The sequence below is a fragment of the Micromonospora sp. NPDC049301 genome (genome assembly GCF_040678715.1).
Classification (GTDB): domain Bacteria; phylum Actinomycetota; class Actinomycetes; order Mycobacteriales; family Micromonosporaceae; genus Micromonospora.
Genome location: NZ_JBFAQO010000002.1, coordinates 663,813 through 684,779 on the forward strand (window position 1 = coordinate 663,813; position 20,967 = coordinate 684,779).

The window sequence follows — 20,967 nt, forward strand, 5'->3', positions numbered from 1 at the left end:
TCGAACGTCATGTCCCCGTTGGCAGTCATGGCGCCGACGCTAGGCAGGCTGGGCGGAGCCGGCAGTCCCGAACGACGCGAGGTCGGTCACAACGCCCGGACCGGCGTCACGAGACACGACGACGACCGCCAGCGGCCCCGAGGCCCCGCGGGTGGCCGCCCACAGCGGACGGCCACCCGGAGTCGGGGTCAGGAGAGGGTGCAGGGCGCCCCGTTGACGGTGACCAGGCCCGGGTTGGGGTTGGCGCCGCCGCCGGTTGTCGCGTTGAAGCCGAACGTCACCGTTCCGCCCGGCGCGATCTTCGCGTTGTACGACTCGTTGCGCGCGGTCACCGTAGCCCCGGACTGGGTGAGCTTCGCCAGCCACGCCTCGCGCACCCGCTGGTCGCCGGTGAACGCGAACCGCACGCTCCAGCCGTTGACGGTCGTGGCGCCGGTGTTGCGGACGGTCAGCTGTGCGGTGAACCCGGTCCCGCCCTGCCAGGCGCCGTAGTTGGTGTAGCGGACCGCGCAGGTGGTGGGCGGCACGGCGCCGGCGTCACCCTGGTCGGCCAGGAACGAGGCGATCCAGGCCAGTGCAGAGTTCCAGTTGATCGCCACCTCGTTGGTCGCGTACGAGTTGATGTCGTCGACGTAGCAGAACATCGGTGCGCAGCCGGCGAGCAGTTGCGCCGCGAACGGGTCCTGGAGTGCGGCGTTCGCCCCGCCGGCGAGGGAGCCGGCGGGTGGGCGCGGCAGCTTCGGGTCGAGCTGGTGGCCGAAGATCCGGCTGTGCTGGTTCTCCGCCGCGTGCTCACCCCACCCGGTGACGTAGGAGATGTTCAGCGCGTTGCGGCCGAACAGGTAGTCCATCGCCTGGACCGCGCCGTCGCGGTACCTGGCGTCGCCGGTCAGGTCGAAGGCGGTGGCCAGGACGACGGCGTTGTTGATGATGTTGCTGTTGGCGCCCCAGAAGTAGCTGCCGGCGTCCCCGGGCATCGGCAGCCCGTACGCCTGCCGGCGCAGCTCGGCGAGGTACGCGTCGGCGGCGGCGGTGACCGAGGCGCGGATCCGGGTCAGCTCGGCGGCGGGGAGCCCGTTCGGCACGGTGGCCAGGTCCAGCCGGCCGAGCGCGGCGGTGCCCTGCCAGCCGAAGCCCCGCGGGTCGAACACGTTGCCGGTGTGGTGCGGCGAGGCGGTCAGGTCGGTCCGGTACCCCTGCGCGCCGGTGCTCAGGTACAGCTGGACGGCGGCCCAGTAGAACTCGTCGGTGACGGTCGTGTCGTCGTACGCGCCGCCGCCGGTGCTGTCGCTCGGGCTGGCGTACACCGCCGGGTGGGCCTTGGCCGCGGCGTAGGCGGTCGTCGCGGCGGTGGCGCAGCGGGCTGCGAACGCCGCGTCGTAGGGGGCGTAGAGCCGTGCGCACTGGGCGGCGGTGGCGGCCAGGTTGAGGGTGGCCGCGGTGGACGGTGGGTGCAGCTCGCGCGGTTGCGGGTCGTCGTGCGGGGCGAGCGGCAGCCCGGTCCAGTTCCGGTCGTGGATCTTGTGGTGAGCCATTCCGGCCAGCGGTCGGCCGGCCGGCACCTGCATGCGCAGCAGGAACTCCAGTTCCCAGCGGGCCTCGTCGAGGATGTCCGGCACGCCGTTGCCGCGCTCGGGCACCCGCAGCGTGCCGTCGGCGAGCCCGGCACCGCCGGCCGCGGTGGCCGCCGTCCTGGTTCGCTCGAAGGTGTTCAGCAGCTGGTAGGTGGCGATGCCGCCGTTGACCACGTACTTGCCGTGGTCGCCGGCGTCGTACCAGCCGCCGCGCACGTCCAGCGAGTAGTCGCAGACGCCCGGCTGGCAGGGCACGTTGGTGTCGCCCTGGTTGGGCGCCACGCCGAGGTGGCCGGCGGGCCGCGCGTACTCGTCGCCGATCAGGTCGCCGTCGATGGCGATGCCGCTGCGCTGGGCGTAGAAGAACTGGAGCGAGTCGGCGCGCAGCCGGTCGTAGAGGGTGCCCGAGATGTCGAACGGGTGGCTGGTCTCACCGTCCACGGTGAGCGTGAGACCGCTGCCGGGCGTGCGGTAGCTGGAGAAGTCGACGGTCTGCACGTTCTGCCCGGAGGCGGCGTCGACACCGCGCACCGTGGTCGTGCCGCTGGCGAGGACCGCGCCGGCGGCCGAGCGCAGCTGCCAGGGCAGCGGCTCGGTGGCGGTGGTGACCACGGTGGCGTTCTTCGGCCCACCGGGGAGGTAGCCCACCTGGTTGACCCGCACCCGTGGCCCGGTGTCCGGCTCGTACGGCTCGGGCGGCTCGCCGCCGCGCAGCGAGACGTCGTCCAGGCAGACGGTCTGCGTCTCGGCGGCACCGCCGACCTGGAAGATCAGCTGGGCGGCGGGGTTGCCGTCCGGGACGGTGAAGGTCTGCTCGACCCGCTGGGCGGTGCCGGTGGCGGTGGCGTCCACGGCGGCGTACGTGGTGTACGGGGCGCTGCCGAGCTGGAGGACGGCCTTGAGCGCGGCGCCGGGAGTGGCGGACACGGTGAAGCCGAGGGTGTACTCGGCGCCGGCGACGAGCGGTACGCCGTCCTGTCCGATGCCGGCGTCCCACGGGTTGGCCAGCCCGCCCGGGACGGTGGTGCAGAGCTGGCCGTCGGTCACCGCCAGTGCGCCGGTGCCGTAGGAGAACCAGGGGCTCACGCCGGCGCTGAAGTCGCCGTTGTCGATCTGCTCGGGGGCGTCCGGTGGTGGGTCGGCGGAGGCCGCGCCGGCGCCCACGCCGGTGAGGGCCAGGGTGGTCGCCGCGGCCAGCAGGAGGCGGCGTCGGGATGGCGTCACGGGGAGTCCTTCCGGGACGGAGTGGGACGGGTGGTGGTGGCGGAAACTGGGAGCGCTCCCAAGTGTCGGCTCGATGTTTCCAGCGACCGCGCGTCGTGTCAATCGATCCGACTGGATGGCTTTCGGCGTCCGACAAGGGCGGTAGGCTCAGCACCACGCCGGGTCGGAGCGCCACGACGCGCCGTGGCGGACACGTGAGATTGGCCGCGCCACGCGTCGTCGTCCTGATCTCCTAGAGACAACTGCGCCCTTCGCCTGGCAGGCTGCCTCCCATGACCCTGAAGCTGCGTTCCGTGGGAACGAGCGACCGTGGGCTGATCCGCAGTGGAAACCAGGACGCCCTGCACGCCGGGACCTGGCTCGTCGCCGTCGCCGACGGCATGGGCGGGATGGCGGCCGGTGACCTGGCCAGCGCACTCACCATCGACGCGGTCGCTCCTCTGGACGTGGAGACCCCTGAGGACGCCCTGGTGGCCGCTCTCCAGGGTGGCATCGCGCTGGCCACCACCCGGATCCGGCAGGCGGTCGCCGAGGACCCGGAGCGGCAGGGCATGGGCACCACACTGACCGCCCTGCTCTTCGCCCGCACCGGCAGCTGCCTCGCCCTCGCGCACGTCGGTGACTCGCGGGCCTATCTGCTCCGCGAGGGAGTGCTCAAACAGGTCACCCGGGACGACACCTTCGTCCAGATGCTGGTGGACCAGGGCGTGATCACCGCGGACCAGGCAAGCAGCCACCCGCGCCGGGCGGTGGTCACCCAGGCGTTGCAGGGCGACGACGTCTCCCCGTCGTACGCGACGATGGTGCCCCGGGCCGGCGACCGGTGGTTGCTGTGCAGCGACGGACTCTCCAACGTGGTCCGCCCGGACACCCTCGCCGAGGTGCTCACCGGTTATCCGGACCGGACCGCCTGCGCCGGCAAGCTGATCGACCTCGCGCTGCACGCCGGTGGGCCGGACAACGTCACCGTGGTGGTGGCCGACGTGGTGGAGGAGTAACCGGCGTTCAGCGCCGGCGCGGTGCGGCGCGCCGGGTGGGCGTCGCGGTGGCCGGATCCTCCGGCCACGGGTGCCGGGGATAGCGGCCACGCAGCTCGGAGCGGACCTGCGGGTAGCCGGTGCGCCAGAACGACGGCAGGTCGGCGGTGACCGCCACCGGCCGGCCGGCGGGGGAGAGCAGGTGCAGCAGCACCGGCACCCGGCCGCCGCCGATGCGCGGGGCCGCGGGCCAGCCGAACGTCTCCTGGAGCTTCACCGCGAGCACGGGCGCTGCCGGGTCGGCGTAGTCCACCCGGATCCGGGAACCACTGGGCACCTCGATCCGTTCCGGGGCCAGCTCGTCCAAGCGGGCCGCCTGCGCCCACGGCAGCAGCCGGCGCAGCGCGGAGGCCACGTCGACCCGGGCCAGGTCGGCGCGGCGTCGGGCGGCGGCCAGCTCCGGGCCCAGCCAGGTCGGCGCGGCGGCGAGCAACGCCTCGTCGCTGACGTCGGGCCACGGTGCGCCGAGGTGGTGCCGGGTGAACGCCAGCCGCTCGCGCAGGGCCAGCGCCGCCGGCGTCCAGGACAGCAGCCCCAACCCCTCCTGGCGCAGGCCGGTCAGCAGCGCCGCCGCCACCTCCGCCCGGTCCGGACGGTCCAGCCGGCGCTCCTGCAGCACGATCGCCCCCAGGCGGGTCACCTCCCGGGCCACCACGTCCCCCTCGGACCAGCCGACCTCCCGGCGCGTGGACAGCAGGGGACCGGCCGCCTCCCGGGCCGTCGCCTCGTCCAGCGGGGTGGCCCGGCGGATCCGCGCCGACGGCGCGCCGGGGGTACGGTCCGCCACGGCCACCGCCAGCCAGTCCGACCCGGTCAGCCCCGACCCGGCCGCCAGCTCCGCGGCGGTCCCACCGGTCATCAGGTACGCCGAACCCCCCGGCCGCCGCACCCGGGCCAACCGCTCGGGGTACGCCAGCCCGACCAGCAGCCCGGCGGCCAGGTCGTCGGTGAGCCCACCGGGACCGCCGCGCCCCCGCCCGCCGGCCTGCACGGCAGTGCCGCCACGTCCCGGACCGCCCGCTGGATCGGCGGCGCGGCCCTCGGGTGCGGAGCCTGCGGGCAGGGCGGCCCGAAGCCGGCGCACCTCGGCCCGCCAGCGGGCGGTCGCGCCCGCGTCCGCCCCGGCGCGCAGCCGACGCCAACCGGCGACCAGATCGTCGCCCGGGCCGGCTGCGTTCTCCTCCGCGAGCAGGGCCACCACCTCGGCCGCCCGGTCGGCGCCGACCCGACCGGCGCCGTCGATGAGCGCCCGGGCCAGTCGTGGATGCGCCCCGGCGGCGGCGATCGCCCGCCCCCGCCCGGTGATCCGGCCGTCCGCGTCGACCGCGCCCAGGGTGGTCAGCGTGTCCCGGGCCACCGCCATCGCCGCCGCCGGCGGCGGGTCGGGCAGCGCCAGCCCGACGCCGTCCGGCCGTCCCCAGGCGGCCAGCTCCAGCGCGAAGCCGGTCAGGTCGGCGGTGGCGATCTCCGGCTCCGGCCGGGCGGGGAGCCGCTCGTGGGTCGCCGCGGACCAGCAGCGGTAGACGGTCCCGGGGGCCTCCCGGCCGGCCCGGCCGGCCCGCTGGGTGGCGGCGGCCCGGGAGACCGGCACGGTGACCAACGCGCCCAGCCCACGGGCCAGGTCGGTGCGGGGCACCCGGGACAGTCCGGCGTCCACCACCACCCGCACGCCCGGCACGGTCAGGCTGGTCTCGGCCAGCGCGGTGGCCAGCACCACCCGGCGTCGATCTTCCGCGACCGTTCCGGCTCCCGGCGCCCGGGACGGTCGTGAACGCAGGGCGGCGTCCTGCTCGGCGCCGCGCTGCCGTCCGTGCAGCGGCAGCAGGTCGACGGTGTCCCGCAGGTCGGCCAGCCGCCCGCTGACCGCGGCGATCTCCCCGGCTCCGGGCAGGAAGACCAGCACGTCGCCGTCGCGCTCGCGTAGCGCCCGCCGGACGGTGGCCGCCACGTGGTCGAGCAGGGCGCGGTCCACCGGCCCGGCTCCGGGCGGGGCGATCGGTCGTGACGGCGGAACCCAGATCCGCTGCACCGGGTGCAGCGCCGACTCGGCGCGGACGACCGGGGCCGGCGTGGGCCCGCCGAGCAGCGCGGCGAACCGGTCCGTGTCCGGGGTGGCGGACATCGCCAGCAGCCACAGGTCCGGCCGGAGGGTGGCCCGTGCCTCGACCGCGAAGGCCAGCGCGAGGTCGGCGTCGAGCTGGCGCTCGTGGCACTCGTCGAGCAGCACCGCGCCCGTGCCGGGCAGTTCCGGGTCGTGGTGCAGCCGGCGGACCAGCAGCCCGGTGGTGACCACCTCCACCCGGGTGGCACGGCTGACCTGGCGCTCGCCGCGGACCGCGTAGCCGACCCGGTCGCCCACCCGCTCGCCGAGCAGGTCGGCCATCCGCCGGGCGGCGGCGCGCGCGGCCACCCGACGGGGCTGCGCGATCACCACGCGGCCGGTGACCCGGTCGGCCACGGCCAACGGCGCGAGCGTCGTCTTGCCGGTGCCCGGCGGGGCCACCAGGACCCCGGCGCCGGCCGCGTCGAGCGCCGCGACCAGCGCCGGCAGCACCGGGCGTACCGGCAGGTCCAGGGTTACGTCGGAGAGCACGGCCCAGTCTCGCACCGGCCCCGGTGGCTCAGCTGCGGCGGACCTCGCCGACCCCGTGCAGGAACGTGCGCCAGGCCGACGGGTCGAAGGCGAGCACCGGGCCCGACCGGTCCTTGCTGTCCCGGACGGCGACCTGCCCGTCGGCTGTCGCGACCTCCACGCAGTTGCCGTTGCCGCTGCTGCGCGTGCTGGTCCGCCAGTCCACCCGGGTCAGGTCGTACGCCGTCATCCGCGATGCCTCTCGTCTGGGTCGGCGTGCCGCAGACGCGGTCACGCAAAGTTACGAGAAGCCTGCTCCAGGCGGCTCATCGACGCCGCCGGATCGAGCGCCATCCGGCACAGCTCCTCGTGCAGAAGGCTATACCCGAGCACCTGATCGGCGTCCTCCAGCGCCAGCCCCATCGTGAGGTTATCCAGGTAAACCACGGACGCGTCGGCGGTGTCGGCGAAGTTGAGGAGCACGTACGGGGTGCTCATGGCGGGGTGCCCGCCGGCCGCGAACGGAAGTACCTGGATCGTAACGTTAGGTAGTTGCGCGATCCGACTCATGTGGGCCAGTTGTTCCGCCATCACGTCGGTGCCACCGACCGGGCGCAGCAGCACCGCCTCGTTGAGCACCACCGACAACTGGACCCGGTCGTCGCCCCGCAGCACCTCCTGCCGGTGCAACCGGGCCGCCACCTTGCGCTCCAAGCCCTCCTCGCCCGCGGTGCGCCGGTAGATCTCCCGGGCGTACGCCTCGGTCTGCAACAAACCCGGCACCGACTCGGCCTCGTACGTGCGCAGCGCCGCCGCCTCGGCCTCCAGCCCGACGTAGAACTCGAACCACTCGGGCAGCACGTCGCTGTAGTTCTGCCACCAGCCCCGCTGCTGTGCGCTCCGGGCGATCTCGATGAGTGCCTCGGCGTCCGCCCCGGTCACCTCGTAGAGGGCGAGCGCCGCCCGGACGTCGCGGGGTTTGATGCCGATCTGCGCGTTCTCGATCCGGGAGAGGTTGCTCTTGGACATGTCGAGCTGGCGGGCCGCCACATCGAGCGTCATGCCCGCGCGTTCCCGGAGCTGGCGAAGCTCCCGGGCGATGCGTCGACGGCGCACGGTCGGGCTGGCGGTGGGTCGGCTGGTGGGGGTGGCGGTCACCGTCCGAGTCTGTCACGACAAGATCCGCAGGTCGGGCCTGTACGGAGTGCAACTTTCAAATCTGGGAGTTGCATTGCGGTAGCTGTCGGTGCATCCTTTCCCGGTCGCGATCACTGTGGACACACCCCTACGGGAGGACCGTTTGCTCATCGCCGACGAGTTCTTCCTGATCGCGCACAACGACAGTCGCGGCAAGGCCAGACTCCACCCGGCCGCGACCGGGCTCGGCCTGGCCGGCGGCCTGCTCGGCGAGCTGATCCTGTATGGACACATCACCGTCTCGAACGGACATGTCACGGTCATCGACCGGCGCCCGCCGGGCGACGCGCTCGCGCACACCGTGCTCGACCAGCTGATCGGCGAGTCCCAGCACCAGGCGGTCCGCACCTGGCTCAGCTTCCTGGCGCAGAGCGCGACGACCTCGGTGGGGGAGCGGTTGGCCCGGGCCGGAGTGCTGCGTCGCCAGGAGAGCCGGCGGCTGCTGCGCACCTCGGTCAGCTACCTGCCGATCGACCTCAACGCCTCGGCGTGGCCGGCCACCCGGCTGCGGGCCCTGCTGGACCGGCCGGACCCGCCGAGCGTGCCGGATGCCCTGCTGCTCGGCCTCGTGGTGGCCGCCGGGCTGACCCGCGAGGTGCTGTGGAGCGCCGGCCCCCGCGCCCATCACCGGCTGAACGTCCTCATCCCCGCGCTGCCGGCGCCCCTGAAGGAACTCGTCGGGCACACCGAGGCCGCCGTCGGCGCCGCCGTCCTCCGCGGCATCCCCTGATCCCCCCGGAGTAACCCCCAACCCTCCCCTCGACGACCGGAGTAGTCGTATGCCCCCGACATCGACAGTCGACCGACCCAGCAACGTCTCCGAATCCCTTGCCCGAGGCCGCCTCGGCGTCCCTTCGGTGATCTTCTTCGTGCTCTCCGCCGCCGCGCCCCTGACCGTGGTGGCCGGCGTCGTCACCACCGGCTACGGCGTCATCGGCGTGACCGGCATCCCGCTGGCCTTCCTGGTGGTCGCCGCGGTGCTCGCCCTGTTCTCGGTGGGCTACGTGGCGATGTCCCGCCGGGTGGAGAACGCCGGCGCCTTCTACGCCTACGTCTCCCGGGGCCTGGGACGACCGGCCGGCGTCGGCGCCGCCTGGGTGGCGCTGATCGCGTACAACGCGCTTCAGGTCGGGCTCTACGGCACCATCGGCGTGGCCGCCGAGCCGGTGCTCGACCGCATCTTCGGTGGCCATCCGCACTGGTCGATCGTCGCCCTGGTGGCGTGGGCACTGGTGGGCCTGCTCGGCCTCCTCCGGGTGGACATCAACGGCCTGGTGCTGGCGGCGCTGCTGGTCGCCGAGATCGTGGTGATCCTGATCTTCGACCTGGGGCAGCTCGGCAACCCGGCCGACGGCCAGGTCAGCTTCGCCGCGCTGTCGCCGGACAACCTCTTCGTGCCGGGCCTGGGCGCGGTGCTGGTACTGGCCATCCTCGGCTTCGTCGGCTTCGAGTCCGCTGTGGTCTTCAGCGAGGAGAGCAAGGACCCGAAGCGCACCGTGCCGCTGGCGACGTACCTCTCGGTCGCGATTATCGCCGGGCTGTACGCGCTCTCCTCCTGGACCATGACGGTCGCCGTCGGACCGGACCGGATCGTCGCCGAGGCCGGTGAGCAGAGCGTCGGGCTGATCTTCAACCTGGCGGGCGCGCAGCTCGGCGACACCGCGGTCACCATCGGCCAGGCGCTCTTCCTGACCTCGGTGCTGGCGGCGATGATCTCGTTCCACAACACCACGGCCCGCTACACGTTCGCGCTCGGTCGGGAGCGGGTGCTGCCGGCGGTGTTCGGGCAGACCTCACCGCGCAGCGGTGCGCCCCGGGCCGCCTCGCTGGCGCAGAGCGTCCTCGGCCTGCTGGTCATCGTGCTGTACGCGGTCAACGGCTGGGATCCGGTGGTCAAGCTGTTCTTCTGGGGTGGCACCACCGGCGGGTTCGGTGTGCTGCTGCTGATCGCGACGACCTCGGTGGCGGTGATCGCCTACTTCGTCCGCTCCGGCGGCGGCGAGACGCTCTGGCGGCGGGTCATCGCACCCGGCCTGGCCACCATCGCGCTCTTTGTGATCATCTGGCTGGCCGTGTCGAACTTCGCCAACCTGCTCGGCGTGGCGCCGGACTCCACCCTGCGCTGGGCGCTGCCCGCGGTGTACCCGGTGGCGGCCGCGCTGGGCGTCGGCTGGGCGTTGGTGCTGCGCGGCAGCCGCCCGGGCACGTACGCCCGGATCGGCCTCGGCGCGGAGAGCGCCACGGCCACGGTCCGGCCGGTGGAGCAGCCGCCGGCACCGGCCGGAGCGGAGGTGCCGCGATGAGCGTGGCCATCGACCGCCTCGGGCCGGAGGACAGCGCGCTGGTGGCCGGCCGGATCGCGCAGGCGTTCACCGCGCTGGAGGTGACCCGCTGGCTGGTGCCCGACGCCAGCAAGCGGGAGGCCGTGCTGGCCGGCAACTTCGAGATCCTGGTCGAGCACGCGATGCGGCACGGCCTGGTGTACGCCACCGCGGATCGCGCCGCGGTCGCGGTCTGGTTCCCCTCGGTCGGCGAGCCGACCCCGCCGCCGCCGGACTACGAGGCCCGGCTCGCGGCGGCCTGCGGTGAGTGGACCGACCGGTTCGAGCATCTCGACGAGTTGTTCGCGGCCAACCACCCGCACCCGGACCACCACCACCTCGCCTTCCTGGCGGTTGAGCCGGACCGGCAGGGACAGGGGCTGGGCACCGCGCTGCTTCGGCACCACCATGCCTGGCTGGACGCCAACGGGATGCCCGGCTACCTGGAGGCGAGCAGCCCGCGCAGCCGGGACCTGTACGCGCAGCACGGCTACCGGGTCGGCGAGCCGTTCCGACTGCCCGACGGCACGCCGTTCTGGCCGATGTGGCGGGAGCCGGTGAGCCGCTGACGGAACCGGCCGGGCGACTGTCGCCCGGCCGTACGCGCTGTCACGTTCGCGTGACATTTCGTGCCCACGGTCGAGGGCCGGGTCCGCCGACCCGGCCCTCGACCGTGCATCACCTAGTACGTGCCGTCGAGCTGACCGCGCAGCTTGGTCAGCGCCCGGGCCAGCAGCCGGGAGACGTGCATCTGCGAGACGCCGATCTGCTCGGCGATCTGCGACTGCGTCAGGTTGCCGTAGAACCGCAGGGTGAGGATCTTCTGCTCCCGCTCGTCGAGCGTGGCCAGCGCCGGGCCGAGCGCGACCCGCAGCTCAGCCAGCTCGAACTCCGCGTCCTCGCCGCCGAGCATGTCGCCCAGCTCGGTGGCGCGCTCGCCGTCGCCGGTGGGGGTGGACAGCGACACCGCGTTGTACGCGCGGGCGCCTTCCAGGCCCTCCAGCACCTCTTCCTCGGTGAGCTGGAGGTGGGCGGCGATGTCGGCGACCGTCGGCGAGCGGCCGAGGGTCTGCAGGAGCGAGCTGTTGGCGTCGGAGATGGACAGCCGCAGCTCCTGGAGCCGGCGGGGCACCCGGATGTCCCACGTGCGGTCGCGGAAGTGCCGCTTGAGCTCGCCGATGATCGTGGGGATGGCGTACCCGGCGAAGTCGACGCCGCGGGACGGGTCGAACTTGTCGATGGCCTTGATGAGACCGACCGCGGCGGTCTGCGCCAGGTCGTCCGTGGGCTCGCCCCGCCCGCTGTAGCGGTGGGCGAGGTGGTTGGCCAGCGGCAGCCAGGCTTCGATAGCCCGGTCGCGCAGGGCGGCGCGCGACGGGTGGTTGGCGGGCAGCGCCGCCATGGCGTTGAGCACGTCGGTGGCGCTGTCGGTGAGCGCGCGCGGGTCGAGCTTCGTGCTCGTGGCCGTGGTGCTCGACTGCTCAGTGATCGTTGGCGCGGTCATGGGTGGTCCTCCCTGCACCTCGTCCGCGGACAAAAAGGCGTGGCTCTTTGGTTTAGCTTCGTATGGGCCGTTCGGGACTCACCTTAGCCTGATCGTCTCCCCGAAATCTAGCCGAAAGGCTGATGCACTTAAGCCATTTTCCGCCAGGAAAGACGCAAATGGTGCGGAAGGTTGGGCAGCTGTGAGGTCTCTTACTGGTTCTCCGGTCCATGTCCCGCGGTCCGGTCACCCCACCCGGGCCACCCGGTCGGCCACCGGTGCTGGCCGAGCGGTCAACATGAAACCCGACATCTGGGCCGAGTTGTCGACTATCCGTCGTTGTCCCGCCGGTGGGACCGGCCGTAGCGTCGCGTGTACACACCCGGTTCGGAGGCACCGTGCTCGATCCAACCGCTCCCCAGCTCGTCGTGAACAGCCGCACGCTCTACTTCAGCTGGCTGCCGGCGGATCCCGACGCGGTGGCCGCTCTGGTCCCCGCCGGCCTGCGTCCCCGCCCGGACCGACAGGTGTTCCTCAACCAGTACATCGTCGACGACGAGACGCAGACCTCCGGCTTCGGCGCCTACTCGCTGACCTACCTCGGCGTCTCGCTGACCGGCGTGGACGCCCCGGGCGGCCTCAGCCCCGGCGGCTGGTGGACGCACTACGTGGGATCGAGCCGCACGGTCCGCGAGTACGCCGCCGCCCGTGGCGCCCCCGCGATCACCGGCCACACCAGCATCGACGTACGCGGCAGCGACCTCGTCTCGGTGACCGAGGCCGACGGGGCACCGCTGATCCGGGCCCGCTGTCGGGTGGGGGAGACCGGCCACGTCATCAGCAGCGGGCACCACCGTTACTTCACCCGCCGCGACGGCCAACTGCTCAGCGCCGTCTACCCGTTCGTGGCGGAGCCGGTCGCCCCGTTCGAGATCGAGTCGGTCGAGTTCCTCGAGCCCGGCCACCCGATGTACGCGCTACGACCGGCGAACCCGCTGACCATCGGTTTCGGCTACTACTCGCCGCGCTCCTCGTTCGCCTACCCCGGCGGGCTGAGCGTGTACCCCGGCGGGAGCAGCCCGCCGCTGCCGCCGGTCCGGTCGGTTCACCAGGTGCCGGCCAACCTGGCCCGCAGCGGCCGGCCGTCCGGGTCGTAGACCAGCCGGTACACCGGCAGCGCCCAGGCGCGGGTGTACCAGGGCAGTCGTTCGGGGCGGTGCGGGCGTAGCCGACCGGGTGGACGGTCGCCGACCTGGCCGCCGTCGTACCACCGTTGCAGCGCGTCGGCAGCGGCCGTGACGGCCGCGACGGCGTCCGTCGGGTCGAGCAGGTCGGCGTCGTCCGCACCGGCCGGGTCACGGTCCAGGTGCTCGCGCCAGAGCCGCAGCCGCAACTCCCGGGCGAAGGCCCGCGCCCCATCGCCCTGCCCGCCCGGATCGGTGGGCTCCCGCTGGTCTCGGGTGTCGTCGAGCACCGCACAGGACAACTCGCTGTCGTGCGTCCAGGAGCGGCGGTTGAAGTTGTCGCTGCCCACGCTGGCCCAGACGTCGTCCACCACGCAGACCTTCGCGTGCACGTAGACCGGGCCGCCGGCGTGGTTCTCCACGTCGAACACGTGCACCCGGTCCGGCGCGGCCTGCTCGCACAGCGACAGCGCCTGCTCACGGCCGACCATGTTCGGAGGCAGCGCGAGTCTGCCGTCCACGTCCGGGTGGCGGGGCACCACGGCGATCAGGTGCAGCTCCGGGTTGTCCCGCAGGGCGTGCGCGAACAGGTCGGCCACCTCACTCGACCAGAGGTACTGGTCCTCCAGGTAGATGAGCCGGCGGGCGCGGCGTACCGCCTTGGTGTAGCCCCGGGCCACCGTCCGCTCGCCGTCCGGCGCGAAGGAGTAGCGCGGCCGGACGGCGGGGTAGGTGCGCAGCACCTGGATCTGGTGCGGGCCGAGAGCCGGCGGGTCCGCCGGCTGCTCGGGCAGCGGATCCGGGCGCAGGTCGGCACCGCGTAGCCGGTCCCGCAGGTAGGCCATCGGGTTCTCCGAGTCCAGCGGCATCGGGTCGGTCCACCGCTCCCGGAACAGGGTGTCCAGCGCGCCGACGACCGGACCGCGCAGCGCGAGCTGCACGTCGTGCCAGGGCGGGTTGGGGCCGTACCGGGGAGACATCTGCACCGGTTGCGGATCGCCGCGGTGCGCGGCGTCGTCACGCCGGCTGTGGCACAGGTCGATTCCCCCGGCGAAGGCGATGTCCCGTTCCGGGGCGTTCGGATGCCGCAGCACGACCAGCTTCTGGTGGTGCGAGCCGCCACGGCGGACCCGCTGGTCGAGCAGCACCTCCCCGCCGGCCGCGGAGATCGTCTCGCTGAGGTCGCGGTTCTCCGCCTCGCTGTAGGCCAGGGCGTCGAGGTGGGAGCGCCAGATCAGTCCCTTGACCACCACTCCGCGCTGCGCGGCCTGGGCGAAGAGCTGGGCCACGGTCGGGCCGTCCGGACGCAGCCGCTGGTCCGGGTCACCGCGCCAGTCGGTGAAGAAGAGATGGTCGCCGGCCGTGAGCGACTGCACCTCGTCGACCAGCCGGTCGAAGTACGCCGCACCGTGAATCAGTGGCTCGGCGAGGTTTCCGGTCGTCCAGACGGGTAACCCAGAGACCGGGTTGGCCCGTTCCTGTGCGGTGAGGAACCAGTCCTGCAACGGCAACGTCCAGCCCCCCGGAGGTCGGCAACGTCCTCACGGTAGGACCACCGACGCGGGTCCGCACGCCAGAGCCGGCTGAACGACGAGCCGGGATCCACCCGAAACGACGCGACACCACCGAGGAGGCCACACCATGCCCCGCGAGACGACGAACCCCGTGACCGAATACCGCGAGCCGGCGGTGGAGAGCGAACGGGGGGCGTTGGTAGCGGTGTTGCTCATGGTGATTCTCGGGGTCGCTGGGATATTCGCCGTCTCCTGAGGTCGGCGCCGGCGCCCCGCGGTGAACGGGGCGCCGGCGCCGACCTCAGCGGTTGACCGCGGTCAGGGCCGGGCGCCCTGACCGCCGGTGTGCGGCAGCCGCTCGGTCGGGATCACGCCGAGCCGACCGGCCTGGTAGTCCTCGAACGCCTGGATCAGCTCGTCGCGGGTGTTCATCACGAACGGGCCGTACTGCGCCACCGGCTCGCGGATCGGCTGGCCGCCCATGATGTAGAGGTCCAGTGCGGAGGTGTTGCTGTCCTGCGTGGGGTTCGCGCTGAAGCGCAGCGCGTCGCCGGGACCGTGCACCGCGAGCTGACCGGTCCGTACCGGCCGCCGGTCGGCGCCGACGGTGCCGCGCCCACCGAGCACGTACACCAGGGCGTTGAACTCCGGCTGCCAGGGCAGGTCGACCTGCGCTCCCGGCTGGACGGTGACGTGCGTGATGGTGATCGGGGTGAAGGTGGAACCCGGGCCGCGGTGCCCGGCCACCTCACCGGCGATGACCCGGATCAGCGCGCCGCCGTCGGGCGTCGTGAGCAGCGCCGACTCCCGGCCCCGGATGTCCTGGTAGCGGGGCGGGTTCATCTTGGCGGCGCGGGGCAGGTTGACCCAGAGCTGGGTGCCGTGGAAGAGCCCACCGCTGGTCACCAGGTGCTCCGGCGGGGCCTCGATGTGCAGCAGGCCGCTGCCGGCGGTCATCCACTGGGTGTCGCCGTCGGTGATGGTGCCGCCGCCACCCTGCGAGTCCTGGTGGTCGAAGATGCCGTCGATGATGTACGTGACGGTCTCGAAGCCGCGGTGCGGGTGCCACGGAGTGCCCTTCGGCTCGCCCGGCGCGTAGTCCACCTCACCCATCTGGTCGAGGTGGATGAACGGGTCCAGGTCGGTCGTCGACACACCGGCGAAGGCCCGGCGGACCGGGAAACCCTCACCCTCGAAGCCGCTGGGCGCGGTGGTCACGGTGCGGACCGGGCGGATCCTGGTGGACTCGTCGAGCCGGGGCAGGCGGGGCAGGACGAGGACGTTCTCAACGGTGATCGCGGGCATCGGGGGCTCCTAGTTCGTGGCGTGGGTGGTCGAGGTCGCCCGGGCCGCCCGCAGGCGGTTGCCGAGCCGGTCGAAGACCCGGGTGAGGCAGGCGACCTCGGCGTCGTCGAGGTCGTCCATCAGGTGGGTACGCACCGACGCCAGATGGTGGGGTGCGGCTTCGGAGAGGGCGAGCAGGCCGGCGGCGGTGAGCACGGCCTCGCTGCCCCGTCGGTCCTGCGGGCAGGCCTCCTTGCTGACCAGGCCGCGGCGCTGCATGGAGGTGATCTGGTACGTCAGCCGGCTGGGTGAGAAGACCAGTCGGCCGGCCAGCTCGCCCATCCGTAGCCGCTGCCCGGGTGCCTCGGAGAGCAGGACCAGCACGTGGTAGTCGGCGAAGCTGAGGTCGCTGTCGGCCCGCAGGTCCTCTTCCAGCTGGGTGTAGAGACGCTGGCTGGCCTCGATATAGGCGCGCCAGGCGGCGGCTCGGGCGCTGTCCAGGTTCTCGGTCACGCTGACGACGATAGCACTCTTTCAAAGTTTAACTAGTAGCTCCGAGCGTCGCGTGGATCACGTCGATGGGCCGACGAGGCCGCTTCGTGCAGCTTTGAAATAACCGGGCGGTAATCCGGCGGCGGGCCGGGCGGACGATGTGCCAGACTCTGCCCTCGTGGAACAGGTGGAACACGTGGAGCTCGTCGCCGCCGACCTGTTGCTGCGCCCCTGGCGCGACGCGGACGCCCCGGCAGTCCGTGGCGCCCTGCGCGACCCGGACATCGCCCGGTGGAACCCGCAGTCCGACGGCCCGGTCGACGACGAGTTCGCCCTGCTCTGGGTCCGCCGCCGGGCCGACTGGTCCGCCGGTGACCACGTCTCGCTGGCGGTCACCGACGTGGCCGGCGGTGAGCTGCTGGGCTCGGTGTCCCTGCACCACATCCACCACGGCGACGCGTCCATCGGCTACTGGACGATGCCTGCGGCGCGCGGGCGCGGGGTGGCGGTCCGCGCCGTCGTCCGGCTCACCGACTGGGCGTTCACCGACCTGCGGCTGCACCGGGTGGAGTTGTGCCACGCGGTGGCCAACCGGGCGTCCTGCCGGGTGGCGGACCGGGCCGGCTACCCCGTCGAGGGGACGCTGCGCGAGTCGTACCAGTACGGCGACGGCCGCCGCCACGACGAGCACCTGCACGCCCGCCTGGCCACCGACCGCTGATCCAGACGGCCGTCACTCGACGACCCTGCGCAGGAAGGCGTCGAGGGTGACCCGCGTTCGGGTGATCTTCTCCTCCACGGTGATGGTCTCGTCCAGGCGGCGCCCGGCGTGCTTCCTGCCCCGCAGGTAGAGCGAGCAGGCCAGGTCGGAGCAGATGTACACGCCCACCGAGTTGCCCTGCCGGCCGTCCCGGCCGGCCTTGCGGGCGGTCATCAGCGAGACGCCGTCCCCGGTGTGCGTGGTCAGGCACAGCGAGCACATGCTGCGCCGGACGCGCGCGGCCTGCGGGGCCACCCGTAGCGCCACCCCCACCAGCCCGTTGTCGGCCTCGGCGACCAGGTAGGCCCGCTGCGTGGCGGCCGGGTCCCGCCAGCCGAAGAAGTCCAGGTCGTCCCATGGCCGCGCGTCAAGATCGGTCGGTACGGCCAGCCGCTTCGCCTCGCCCTGGGTGCAGTTGACGAAGGACGCGCGGATGGCGCGCTCGGTTATATCCAGCATAGGTAGTAGCCTAGCTCTCCTAGGCAAACGAATAAGACGACTAGGTTTGAGGGTGGTGCATGGCACGGGCCGGGGTGACCGCCGAACGCCTGACCCGGGCGGCGGCGGAGCTGGCCGACGAGGTCGGCCTGGAGAACGTGACCGTCGCGGCGCTCGCCCGCCACTTCGGCGTGAAGGACGCGAGCCTGTACTTCCACATCAGGAACGGCCAGGAGCTGCGGGTGCGGGTGGCGCTGCTGGCCCTCGCGGAACTCGCGGACCGGGTCGCCGTCGCGCTCGCCGGTCGCGCCGGCAAGGACGCGCTGGTGGCCTTCGCCAACGCCTACCGGGACTACGCCACCGAGCATCCGGGCCGGTACGCGGCCATGCAGATCGACCTCGACCCGGAGACGGCGGCGGCGAGCGCCGGCGTCCGGCACGCGGAGATGACGCGGGCGATCCTGCGCGGCTACCGGCTGTCCGAGCCCGACCAGACGGACGCGGTACGGATGATGCACAGCACGTTCCACGGGTTCGTGAGCCTGGAGAAGACCGGCGGATTCCGCCACACCCCCCGGACGACCGACGCCTCCTGGTCCCGAACCCTGGACGCCCTCGACGCGCTCCTGCGCAACTGGCCGCCCACCGCGAGCACCGATGCGGACACCGCTCGGTGACCGACGGCGACCGCCTAGGCTCGACGACGTGGATGATCTGGAACTGGCCGACTGGCGGGAGCGGGTAGCCCGGCTGTACCTGTCCGACGTCGACCTGGCCGGCTTCCGCGCCGGGCGCGACGAGCTCTTCGCCACCCACCCGCAGAGCCCGATCCCGCCGGCGGAGCGAGCCGGCTTCCCCGGGGTGCGGTACTTCCCGCCCGACCCGGCCGCCGTGGTGGAAGCGCCCCTGCACCCGGCCAGCGGTGAGCTGCGGGTGGACACCGGGGGCCCGGACGGGGTGGTCGCGTACCGGCGGGTCGCGGTGGCCGAGACGCCGTGGGGGCCGTTGACCCTGTGGTGGATCGAGGCGTACGGGGGCGGGTTGTTCGTGCCGCTGCGCGACGGCACCTGCGGCCAGGAGACCTACGGCGGGGGCCGGTACCTCACCGACACGGTGAAGGGCACCTTCGGCCGGGGCGTCGAGCTGCTGCCCGGCGACCGGGTGCGGCTGGACGCCAACTATCTCTACAACCCGAGCTGCGCCTACGACGACCGCTGGGCCTGCCCACTGGCGCCGCCGGAGAACCGGGTCGACGTGCCGCTGCGGGCCGGCGAGCTGGCGTACCACGGCTGAACGGCCGCCCCGGCCTGCTGCCGGGACGGCCGGTCGAAGCGCGGTCAGCCGGCGTTCGTGGCCGAGTCGGACGTCCGCATCCGACCCAGCAACTGCCGGGCCTGGTCAGCGAACTGCGCGTCGACGATCACCGCGTACTGGCCGGCGCGTAGTGAGCTGGCCGAGGTGAAGTCCCGCTGACCGCCGGTCATCGCGTGCGCGACCGCGCCGAACACGGCACCCCAGATGGCGCCGATGACCAGCCCGACGACGATCACCGCCAGCCAGTTGCCGACCGTGAAGATGCCGAACAGCAGGCCGATGAAGAGCCCGAACCAGGCGCCGGTGCCGGCGCCGAGCAGGGCGGAGCGGCCGGTGGTCATCCGCCCGAGCACCGTCTCCACCAGCGTGAGGTTGGTGCCGACGATCGCGCTGTGCTCCACCGGGAAGCGGTTGTCGGCGAGATAGTCGACGACGCGCTGCGCGGCCGGATAGTCCGGATACGAGCCGATCGTCACGGTGGGTGGGCCCATTTCCGGCCCGTGCCCGTCACCGGACGGTGCCGACGGGCGGCCGGCCGGGCCGGACGGAAGCAGATCGCCACCCTGTGTGCCGGGCCGCCAGGCGGCGGCCGGCCCCGAAGCTGAGGTCATGAGCATCCTCCCTCGTCAAGCCGTCCGGGTTCCCGCCCGCGCCCTCCGATAACGCCGGCAACCACGGTGGATGGCGCCCCGCCCGGAAGGAATGCCCCGACGCGCCCCTGAGCCTGACCTGACCGAGCCCGGGGGATCGGGGGACAATGCCGGGATGCGGCTGGTGCTCACGGCGGACACCCACCTACCGAAGCGGGCCCGGGACCTGCCCGAGCCGCTCTGGGCGGCGATCGAGGCGGCGGACGTGGTGCTGCACGCCGGCGACTGGGTGGACGAGTCGCTGCTCGACGCGATGACCGCGCGCTCGCGCCGGCTGGTCGGCGTGTACGGCAACAACGACGGCCCGGCGCTGCGCGCCCGGCTGCCGGAGGTGGCGCGGGTCGACCTCGACGGCCTGCGGGTCGCCGTGGTGCACGAGACCGGGCCCCGGACAGGTCGCGAGCAGCGGAGCGCCGCCCGCTTCCCCGACGTCGACCTGCTGGTCTTCGGGCACTCGCACATCCCTTGGGACACCGAAGCCCCCGGCGGGCTGCGCCTGCTGAACCCCGGCTCACCCACCGACCGCCGCTCGCAGCCCCACGCCACCTACCTCACGGCCGAGGTGAGCGCCGGCCGCCTGGCCCGGGTCGAGCTGCACCGGCTGCCCCGCCGCTGACCCCGGGTGTCACTGGCCCCGGCCGGTCTCGGCCTGGAGCTCGTCGATCCGCTTGGACGCCTCGGCCTTGGTGAGGTCGTCCGGTAGCTCCGCGTCCGCCTCCCGGGCGAGAGTGGCCAGGTAGGACTCCTGGGCCGCGGTGGGCCGCTCGTCGCCGGTGACCCACTCGTCCGGGTCCTTGATCGCGCCGCGCGGGTCGGCCTGCTCGTTGGTGCGGTCCGTCATCGTCATCACCCTTTCTTCGAACAGGTGTGCCAGTACCCGGATCTTCGCGGGTTCATGCCTGCCCGGCGCGTCCGCCGGCACCTACGATCACCGGGTGAGCGTGGACCGGTCGGGTGTCGTGGTGGTCGGTGCGGGCATCGCCGGGGTGGCCTGTGCGGTGGAGTTGGCCGCGGCCGGGGTGCCGGTGCAGGTCTGGGAGCGGGGGCACGTCCGTGGTGGCCGGATGGCCAGCAAACGCTTCGACGGCCGTCCCGCGGACATCGGCGCCGCCTACTTCACCGCCAGCGACCCCGACTTCGCCGCGCTGGTCGAGCAGTGGCGCGCCGCCGGCCTGGTCCGCGAATGGACCGACACCTTCCAGGCGTACGACCGGGACGGGCGCCGGGACGTGCCCGGCCCGATGCGGTTCGCCGCGCCGCGCGGGCTGCGCTCAGTGGTCGAACACCTGGCCGGCGCGGTGCCGGTGACCGTCGACCGGTTGGTGCTCACCGTGGAACCCGGGCCCGCCGTGGACGGCCAGCCGTGTGCCGCGGTGGCGCTGGCCATGCCGGGCCCGCAGGCCGCCCTGCTGCTCGACCCGACCCTGGTCGACGCCACCCGGGTCGTGCAGGCGCAGCGCTGGTCGCCGTCGCTGGCCGCGGTGCTGCGGTTCCCGGCCCGGCGCTGGCCGGACTTCCGGGGCGCGTTCGTCAACGACCACCCGGTGCTCGGCCTGGTCTGCGACGACGGCGACCGGCGGGGCGACGGCGCGCCGGTGCTGGTCGCGCACACCGTGCCCGAGTTCGCCGCCGGCCACCTGGCGCAGCCGACCGGGGCCGGCCCGGCGATCGAACAGGCCGTCCGGGACCTGCTGGGGTTGCCCGAGGCGGCGGCCGACGTGCACGTGCACCGCTGGACGTACGCGAAACCCACCACCAACCCGGGCGGCGGCGACACCCATCACCTGGACTCCGACGGGATCGGCCTGGCCGGCGACGCGTTCGGCACACCCCGGGTGCAGAGCGCCTGGCGCTCCGGTCGCGACCTCGGCCGCGCCCTGGCGGCCCGCCTCACCTGACGTCTCCGGTCCCGGGTGACCGCCG

At 73.2% G+C, this 20,967-nt stretch carries 22 protein-coding genes; 11 read left to right on the forward strand and 11 right to left on the reverse strand.

Translation table 11 applies throughout. The features are described 5' to 3' along the window. Positions 1-188 precede the first annotated feature (188 nt). A complete protein-coding gene (locus AB0K07_RS09210; protein WP_363752385.1) occupies positions 189-2,798 on the reverse strand; it encodes a glycoside hydrolase family 9 protein in 2,610 nt (869 codons plus the stop codon). A gap of 272 nt (positions 2,799-3,070) precedes the next feature. Here AB0K07_RS09210 and AB0K07_RS09215 point away from each other — a divergent pair, with 272 nt between their 5' ends. Continuing rightward, complete coding sequence (locus AB0K07_RS09215) at positions 3,071-3,796, forward strand: protein phosphatase 2C domain-containing protein (RefSeq protein ID WP_363752388.1); 726 nt, start codon at positions 3,071-3,073, stop codon at positions 3,794-3,796. 7 nt (positions 3,797-3,803) lie between these two features. Here the strand turns inward: AB0K07_RS09215 and hrpB are convergent, their stop codons facing one another. From hrpB to AB0K07_RS09230, 3 genes are read right to left on the reverse strand one after another with little or no spacing between them, the layout of a single operon-like run. Beyond that, positions 3,804-6,428: an ATP-dependent helicase HrpB gene (gene hrpB / locus AB0K07_RS09220; RefSeq protein ID WP_363752390.1), complete on the reverse strand. Its 2,625-nt coding sequence runs from the start codon at positions 6,426-6,428 to the stop codon at positions 3,804-3,806. 28 nt (positions 6,429-6,456) lie between these two features. Then, entirely contained in the window at positions 6,457-6,657 is a 201-nt protein-coding gene (locus AB0K07_RS09225; RefSeq protein ID WP_363752393.1) for a DUF397 domain-containing protein, read from the reverse strand. Between the two features lie 41 nt (positions 6,658-6,698). Further along, positions 6,699-7,523 (reverse strand): helix-turn-helix transcriptional regulator, encoded by an 825-nt coding sequence (locus AB0K07_RS09230; RefSeq protein WP_363752819.1) that lies wholly within the window; start codon positions 7,521-7,523, stop codon positions 6,699-6,701. A gap of 184 nt (positions 7,524-7,707) precedes the next feature. Between AB0K07_RS09230 and AB0K07_RS09235 the strand changes: the two genes are divergently transcribed. The 3 genes from AB0K07_RS09235 to AB0K07_RS09245 are packed head-to-tail and all read left to right on the forward strand — an operon-like array spanning position 7,708 to position 10,494. Continuing rightward, complete coding sequence (locus AB0K07_RS09235; RefSeq protein ID WP_363752395.1) at positions 7,708-8,334, forward strand: GPP34 family phosphoprotein; 627 nt, start codon at positions 7,708-7,710, stop codon at positions 8,332-8,334. Positions 8,335-8,383: 49 nt separating this feature from the next. Further along, complete coding sequence (locus AB0K07_RS09240) at positions 8,384-9,907, forward strand: APC family permease (RefSeq protein ID WP_363752397.1); 1,524 nt, start codon at positions 8,384-8,386, stop codon at positions 9,905-9,907. Then, the gene (locus AB0K07_RS09245) at positions 9,904-10,494 is read left to right on the forward strand and encodes a GNAT family N-acetyltransferase (RefSeq protein WP_363752399.1); all 591 of its coding nucleotides are present in this window, start codon (positions 9,904-9,906) and stop codon (positions 10,492-10,494) included. Before AB0K07_RS09240 ends, AB0K07_RS09245 begins: the two co-directional genes overlap by 4 nt. Before the next feature lie 113 nt (positions 10,495-10,607). On the opposite strand, the gene AB0K07_RS09250 is transcribed toward AB0K07_RS09245, so the two are convergent. After that, positions 10,608-11,429 (reverse strand): SigB/SigF/SigG family RNA polymerase sigma factor, encoded by an 822-nt coding sequence (locus AB0K07_RS09250; protein ID WP_363752401.1) that lies wholly within the window; start codon positions 11,427-11,429, stop codon positions 10,608-10,610. 377 nt (positions 11,430-11,806) lie between these two features. On the opposite strand from AB0K07_RS09250, the gene AB0K07_RS09255 reads away from it, so the two are divergent. Further along, a complete protein-coding gene (locus AB0K07_RS09255) occupies positions 11,807-12,565 on the forward strand; it encodes a hypothetical protein (protein ID WP_363752403.1) in 759 nt (252 codons plus the stop codon). Here the strand turns inward: AB0K07_RS09255 and AB0K07_RS09260 are convergent. Continuing rightward, positions 12,514-14,103, reverse strand: coding sequence for a phospholipase D-like domain-containing protein (locus AB0K07_RS09260; protein ID WP_363752405.1), 1,590 nt, complete (start codon positions 14,101-14,103; stop codon positions 12,514-12,516). The genes AB0K07_RS09255 and AB0K07_RS09260 overlap by 52 nt on opposite strands. A gap of 130 nt (positions 14,104-14,233) precedes the next feature. Between AB0K07_RS09260 and AB0K07_RS09265 the strand changes: the two genes are divergently transcribed. After that, a complete protein-coding gene (locus tag AB0K07_RS09265) occupies positions 14,234-14,362 on the forward strand; it encodes a hypothetical protein (RefSeq protein WP_255787601.1) in 129 nt (42 codons plus the stop codon). Between the two features lie 62 nt (positions 14,363-14,424). On the opposite strand, the gene AB0K07_RS09270 is transcribed toward AB0K07_RS09265, so the two are convergent. Both AB0K07_RS09270 and AB0K07_RS09275 read right to left on the reverse strand, forming a co-directional pair. Continuing rightward, positions 14,425-15,411: a pirin family protein gene (locus AB0K07_RS09270; protein ID WP_363752407.1), complete on the reverse strand. Its 987-nt coding sequence runs from the start codon at positions 15,409-15,411 to the stop codon at positions 14,425-14,427. A 9-nt stretch (positions 15,412-15,420) separates the two neighbouring features. Next, positions 15,421-15,903, reverse strand: a complete 483-nt coding sequence (locus AB0K07_RS09275) for a MarR family transcriptional regulator (protein WP_363752409.1) — start codon at positions 15,901-15,903, stop codon at positions 15,421-15,423. A gap of 166 nt (positions 15,904-16,069) precedes the next feature. On the opposite strand from AB0K07_RS09275, the gene AB0K07_RS09280 reads away from it, so the two are divergent. Beyond that, entirely contained in the window at positions 16,070-16,603 is a 534-nt protein-coding gene (locus AB0K07_RS09280; protein ID WP_363752822.1) for a GNAT family N-acetyltransferase, read from the forward strand. Between the two features lie 12 nt (positions 16,604-16,615). On the opposite strand, the gene AB0K07_RS09285 is transcribed toward AB0K07_RS09280, so the two are convergent. Further along, on the reverse strand, positions 16,616-17,101 hold the full coding sequence (locus AB0K07_RS09285; RefSeq protein WP_363752411.1) for an FBP domain-containing protein: 486 nt from the start codon (positions 17,099-17,101) through the stop codon (positions 16,616-16,618). Between the two features lie 59 nt (positions 17,102-17,160). Here AB0K07_RS09285 and AB0K07_RS09290 point away from each other — a divergent pair, with 59 nt between their 5' ends. After that, positions 17,161-17,757 carry a WHG domain-containing protein gene (locus AB0K07_RS09290; RefSeq protein WP_363752413.1) on the forward strand — a complete coding sequence of 199 codons (597 nt, stop codon included), beginning with the start codon at positions 17,161-17,163 and terminating at the stop codon, positions 17,755-17,757. 28 nt (positions 17,758-17,785) lie between these two features. Then, positions 17,786-18,373: a DUF1684 domain-containing protein gene (locus AB0K07_RS09295; RefSeq protein WP_363752415.1), complete on the forward strand. Its 588-nt coding sequence runs from the start codon at positions 17,786-17,788 to the stop codon at positions 18,371-18,373. A 44-nt stretch (positions 18,374-18,417) separates the two neighbouring features. Here AB0K07_RS09295 and AB0K07_RS09300 read toward each other — a convergent pair whose 3' ends face one another. Next, on the reverse strand, positions 18,418-18,885 hold the full coding sequence (locus AB0K07_RS09300; RefSeq protein ID WP_363752825.1) for a general stress protein: 468 nt from the start codon (positions 18,883-18,885) through the stop codon (positions 18,418-18,420). 274 nt (positions 18,886-19,159) lie between these two features. On the opposite strand from AB0K07_RS09300, the gene AB0K07_RS09305 reads away from it, so the two are divergent. Beyond that, on the forward strand, positions 19,160-19,660 hold the full coding sequence (locus AB0K07_RS09305; protein WP_363752417.1) for a metallophosphoesterase: 501 nt from the start codon (positions 19,160-19,162) through the stop codon (positions 19,658-19,660). Positions 19,661-19,669: 9 nt separating this feature from the next. Here AB0K07_RS09305 and AB0K07_RS09310 read toward each other — a convergent pair whose 3' ends face one another. Next, the gene (locus AB0K07_RS09310; RefSeq protein WP_363752419.1) at positions 19,670-19,885 is read right to left on the reverse strand and encodes a DUF3072 domain-containing protein; all 216 of its coding nucleotides are present in this window, start codon (positions 19,883-19,885) and stop codon (positions 19,670-19,672) included. A 94-nt stretch (positions 19,886-19,979) separates the two neighbouring features. On the opposite strand from AB0K07_RS09310, the gene AB0K07_RS09315 reads away from it, so the two are divergent. Further along, positions 19,980-20,942 (forward strand): FAD-dependent oxidoreductase, encoded by a 963-nt coding sequence (locus AB0K07_RS09315; protein WP_363752421.1) that lies wholly within the window; start codon positions 19,980-19,982, stop codon positions 20,940-20,942. The last annotated feature ends 25 nt before the right edge of the window (positions 20,943-20,967 follow it).

Bases quoted from the DNA above. Each gene is read 5' to 3' on its own strand.
- AB0K07_RS09270 (WP_363752407.1), bottom strand. From the start codon at position 15,411: ATGCCCGCGATCACCGTTGAGAACGTCCTCGTCCTGCCCCGCCTGCCC.
- AB0K07_RS09225 (WP_363752393.1), bottom strand. From the start codon at position 6,657: ATGACGGCGTACGACCTGACCCGGGTGGACTGGCGGACCAGCACGCGC.
- AB0K07_RS09290 (WP_363752413.1), top strand. From the start codon at position 17,161: ATGGCACGGGCCGGGGTGACCGCCGAACGCCTGACCCGGGCGGCGGCG.
- AB0K07_RS09310 (WP_363752419.1), bottom strand. From the start codon at position 19,885: ATGACGGACCGCACCAACGAGCAGGCCGACCCGCGCGGCGCGATCAAG.
- AB0K07_RS09305 (WP_363752417.1), top strand. From the start codon at position 19,160: ATGCGGCTGGTGCTCACGGCGGACACCCACCTACCGAAGCGGGCCCGG.
- AB0K07_RS09265 (WP_255787601.1), top strand. From the start codon at position 14,234: ATGCCCCGCGAGACGACGAACCCCGTGACCGAATACCGCGAGCCGGCG.
- AB0K07_RS09215 (WP_363752388.1), top strand. From the start codon at position 3,071: ATGACCCTGAAGCTGCGTTCCGTGGGAACGAGCGACCGTGGGCTGATC.
- AB0K07_RS09245 (WP_363752399.1), top strand. From the start codon at position 9,904: ATGAGCGTGGCCATCGACCGCCTCGGGCCGGAGGACAGCGCGCTGGTG.
- AB0K07_RS09300 (WP_363752825.1), bottom strand. From the start codon at position 18,885: ATGGGCCCACCCACCGTGACGATCGGCTCGTATCCGGACTATCCGGCC.
- AB0K07_RS09285 (WP_363752411.1), bottom strand. From the start codon at position 17,101: ATGCTGGATATAACCGAGCGCGCCATCCGCGCGTCCTTCGTCAACTGC.
- AB0K07_RS09250 (WP_363752401.1), bottom strand. From the start codon at position 11,429: ATGACCGCGCCAACGATCACTGAGCAGTCGAGCACCACGGCCACGAGC.
- AB0K07_RS09240 (WP_363752397.1), top strand. From the start codon at position 8,384: ATGCCCCCGACATCGACAGTCGACCGACCCAGCAACGTCTCCGAATCC.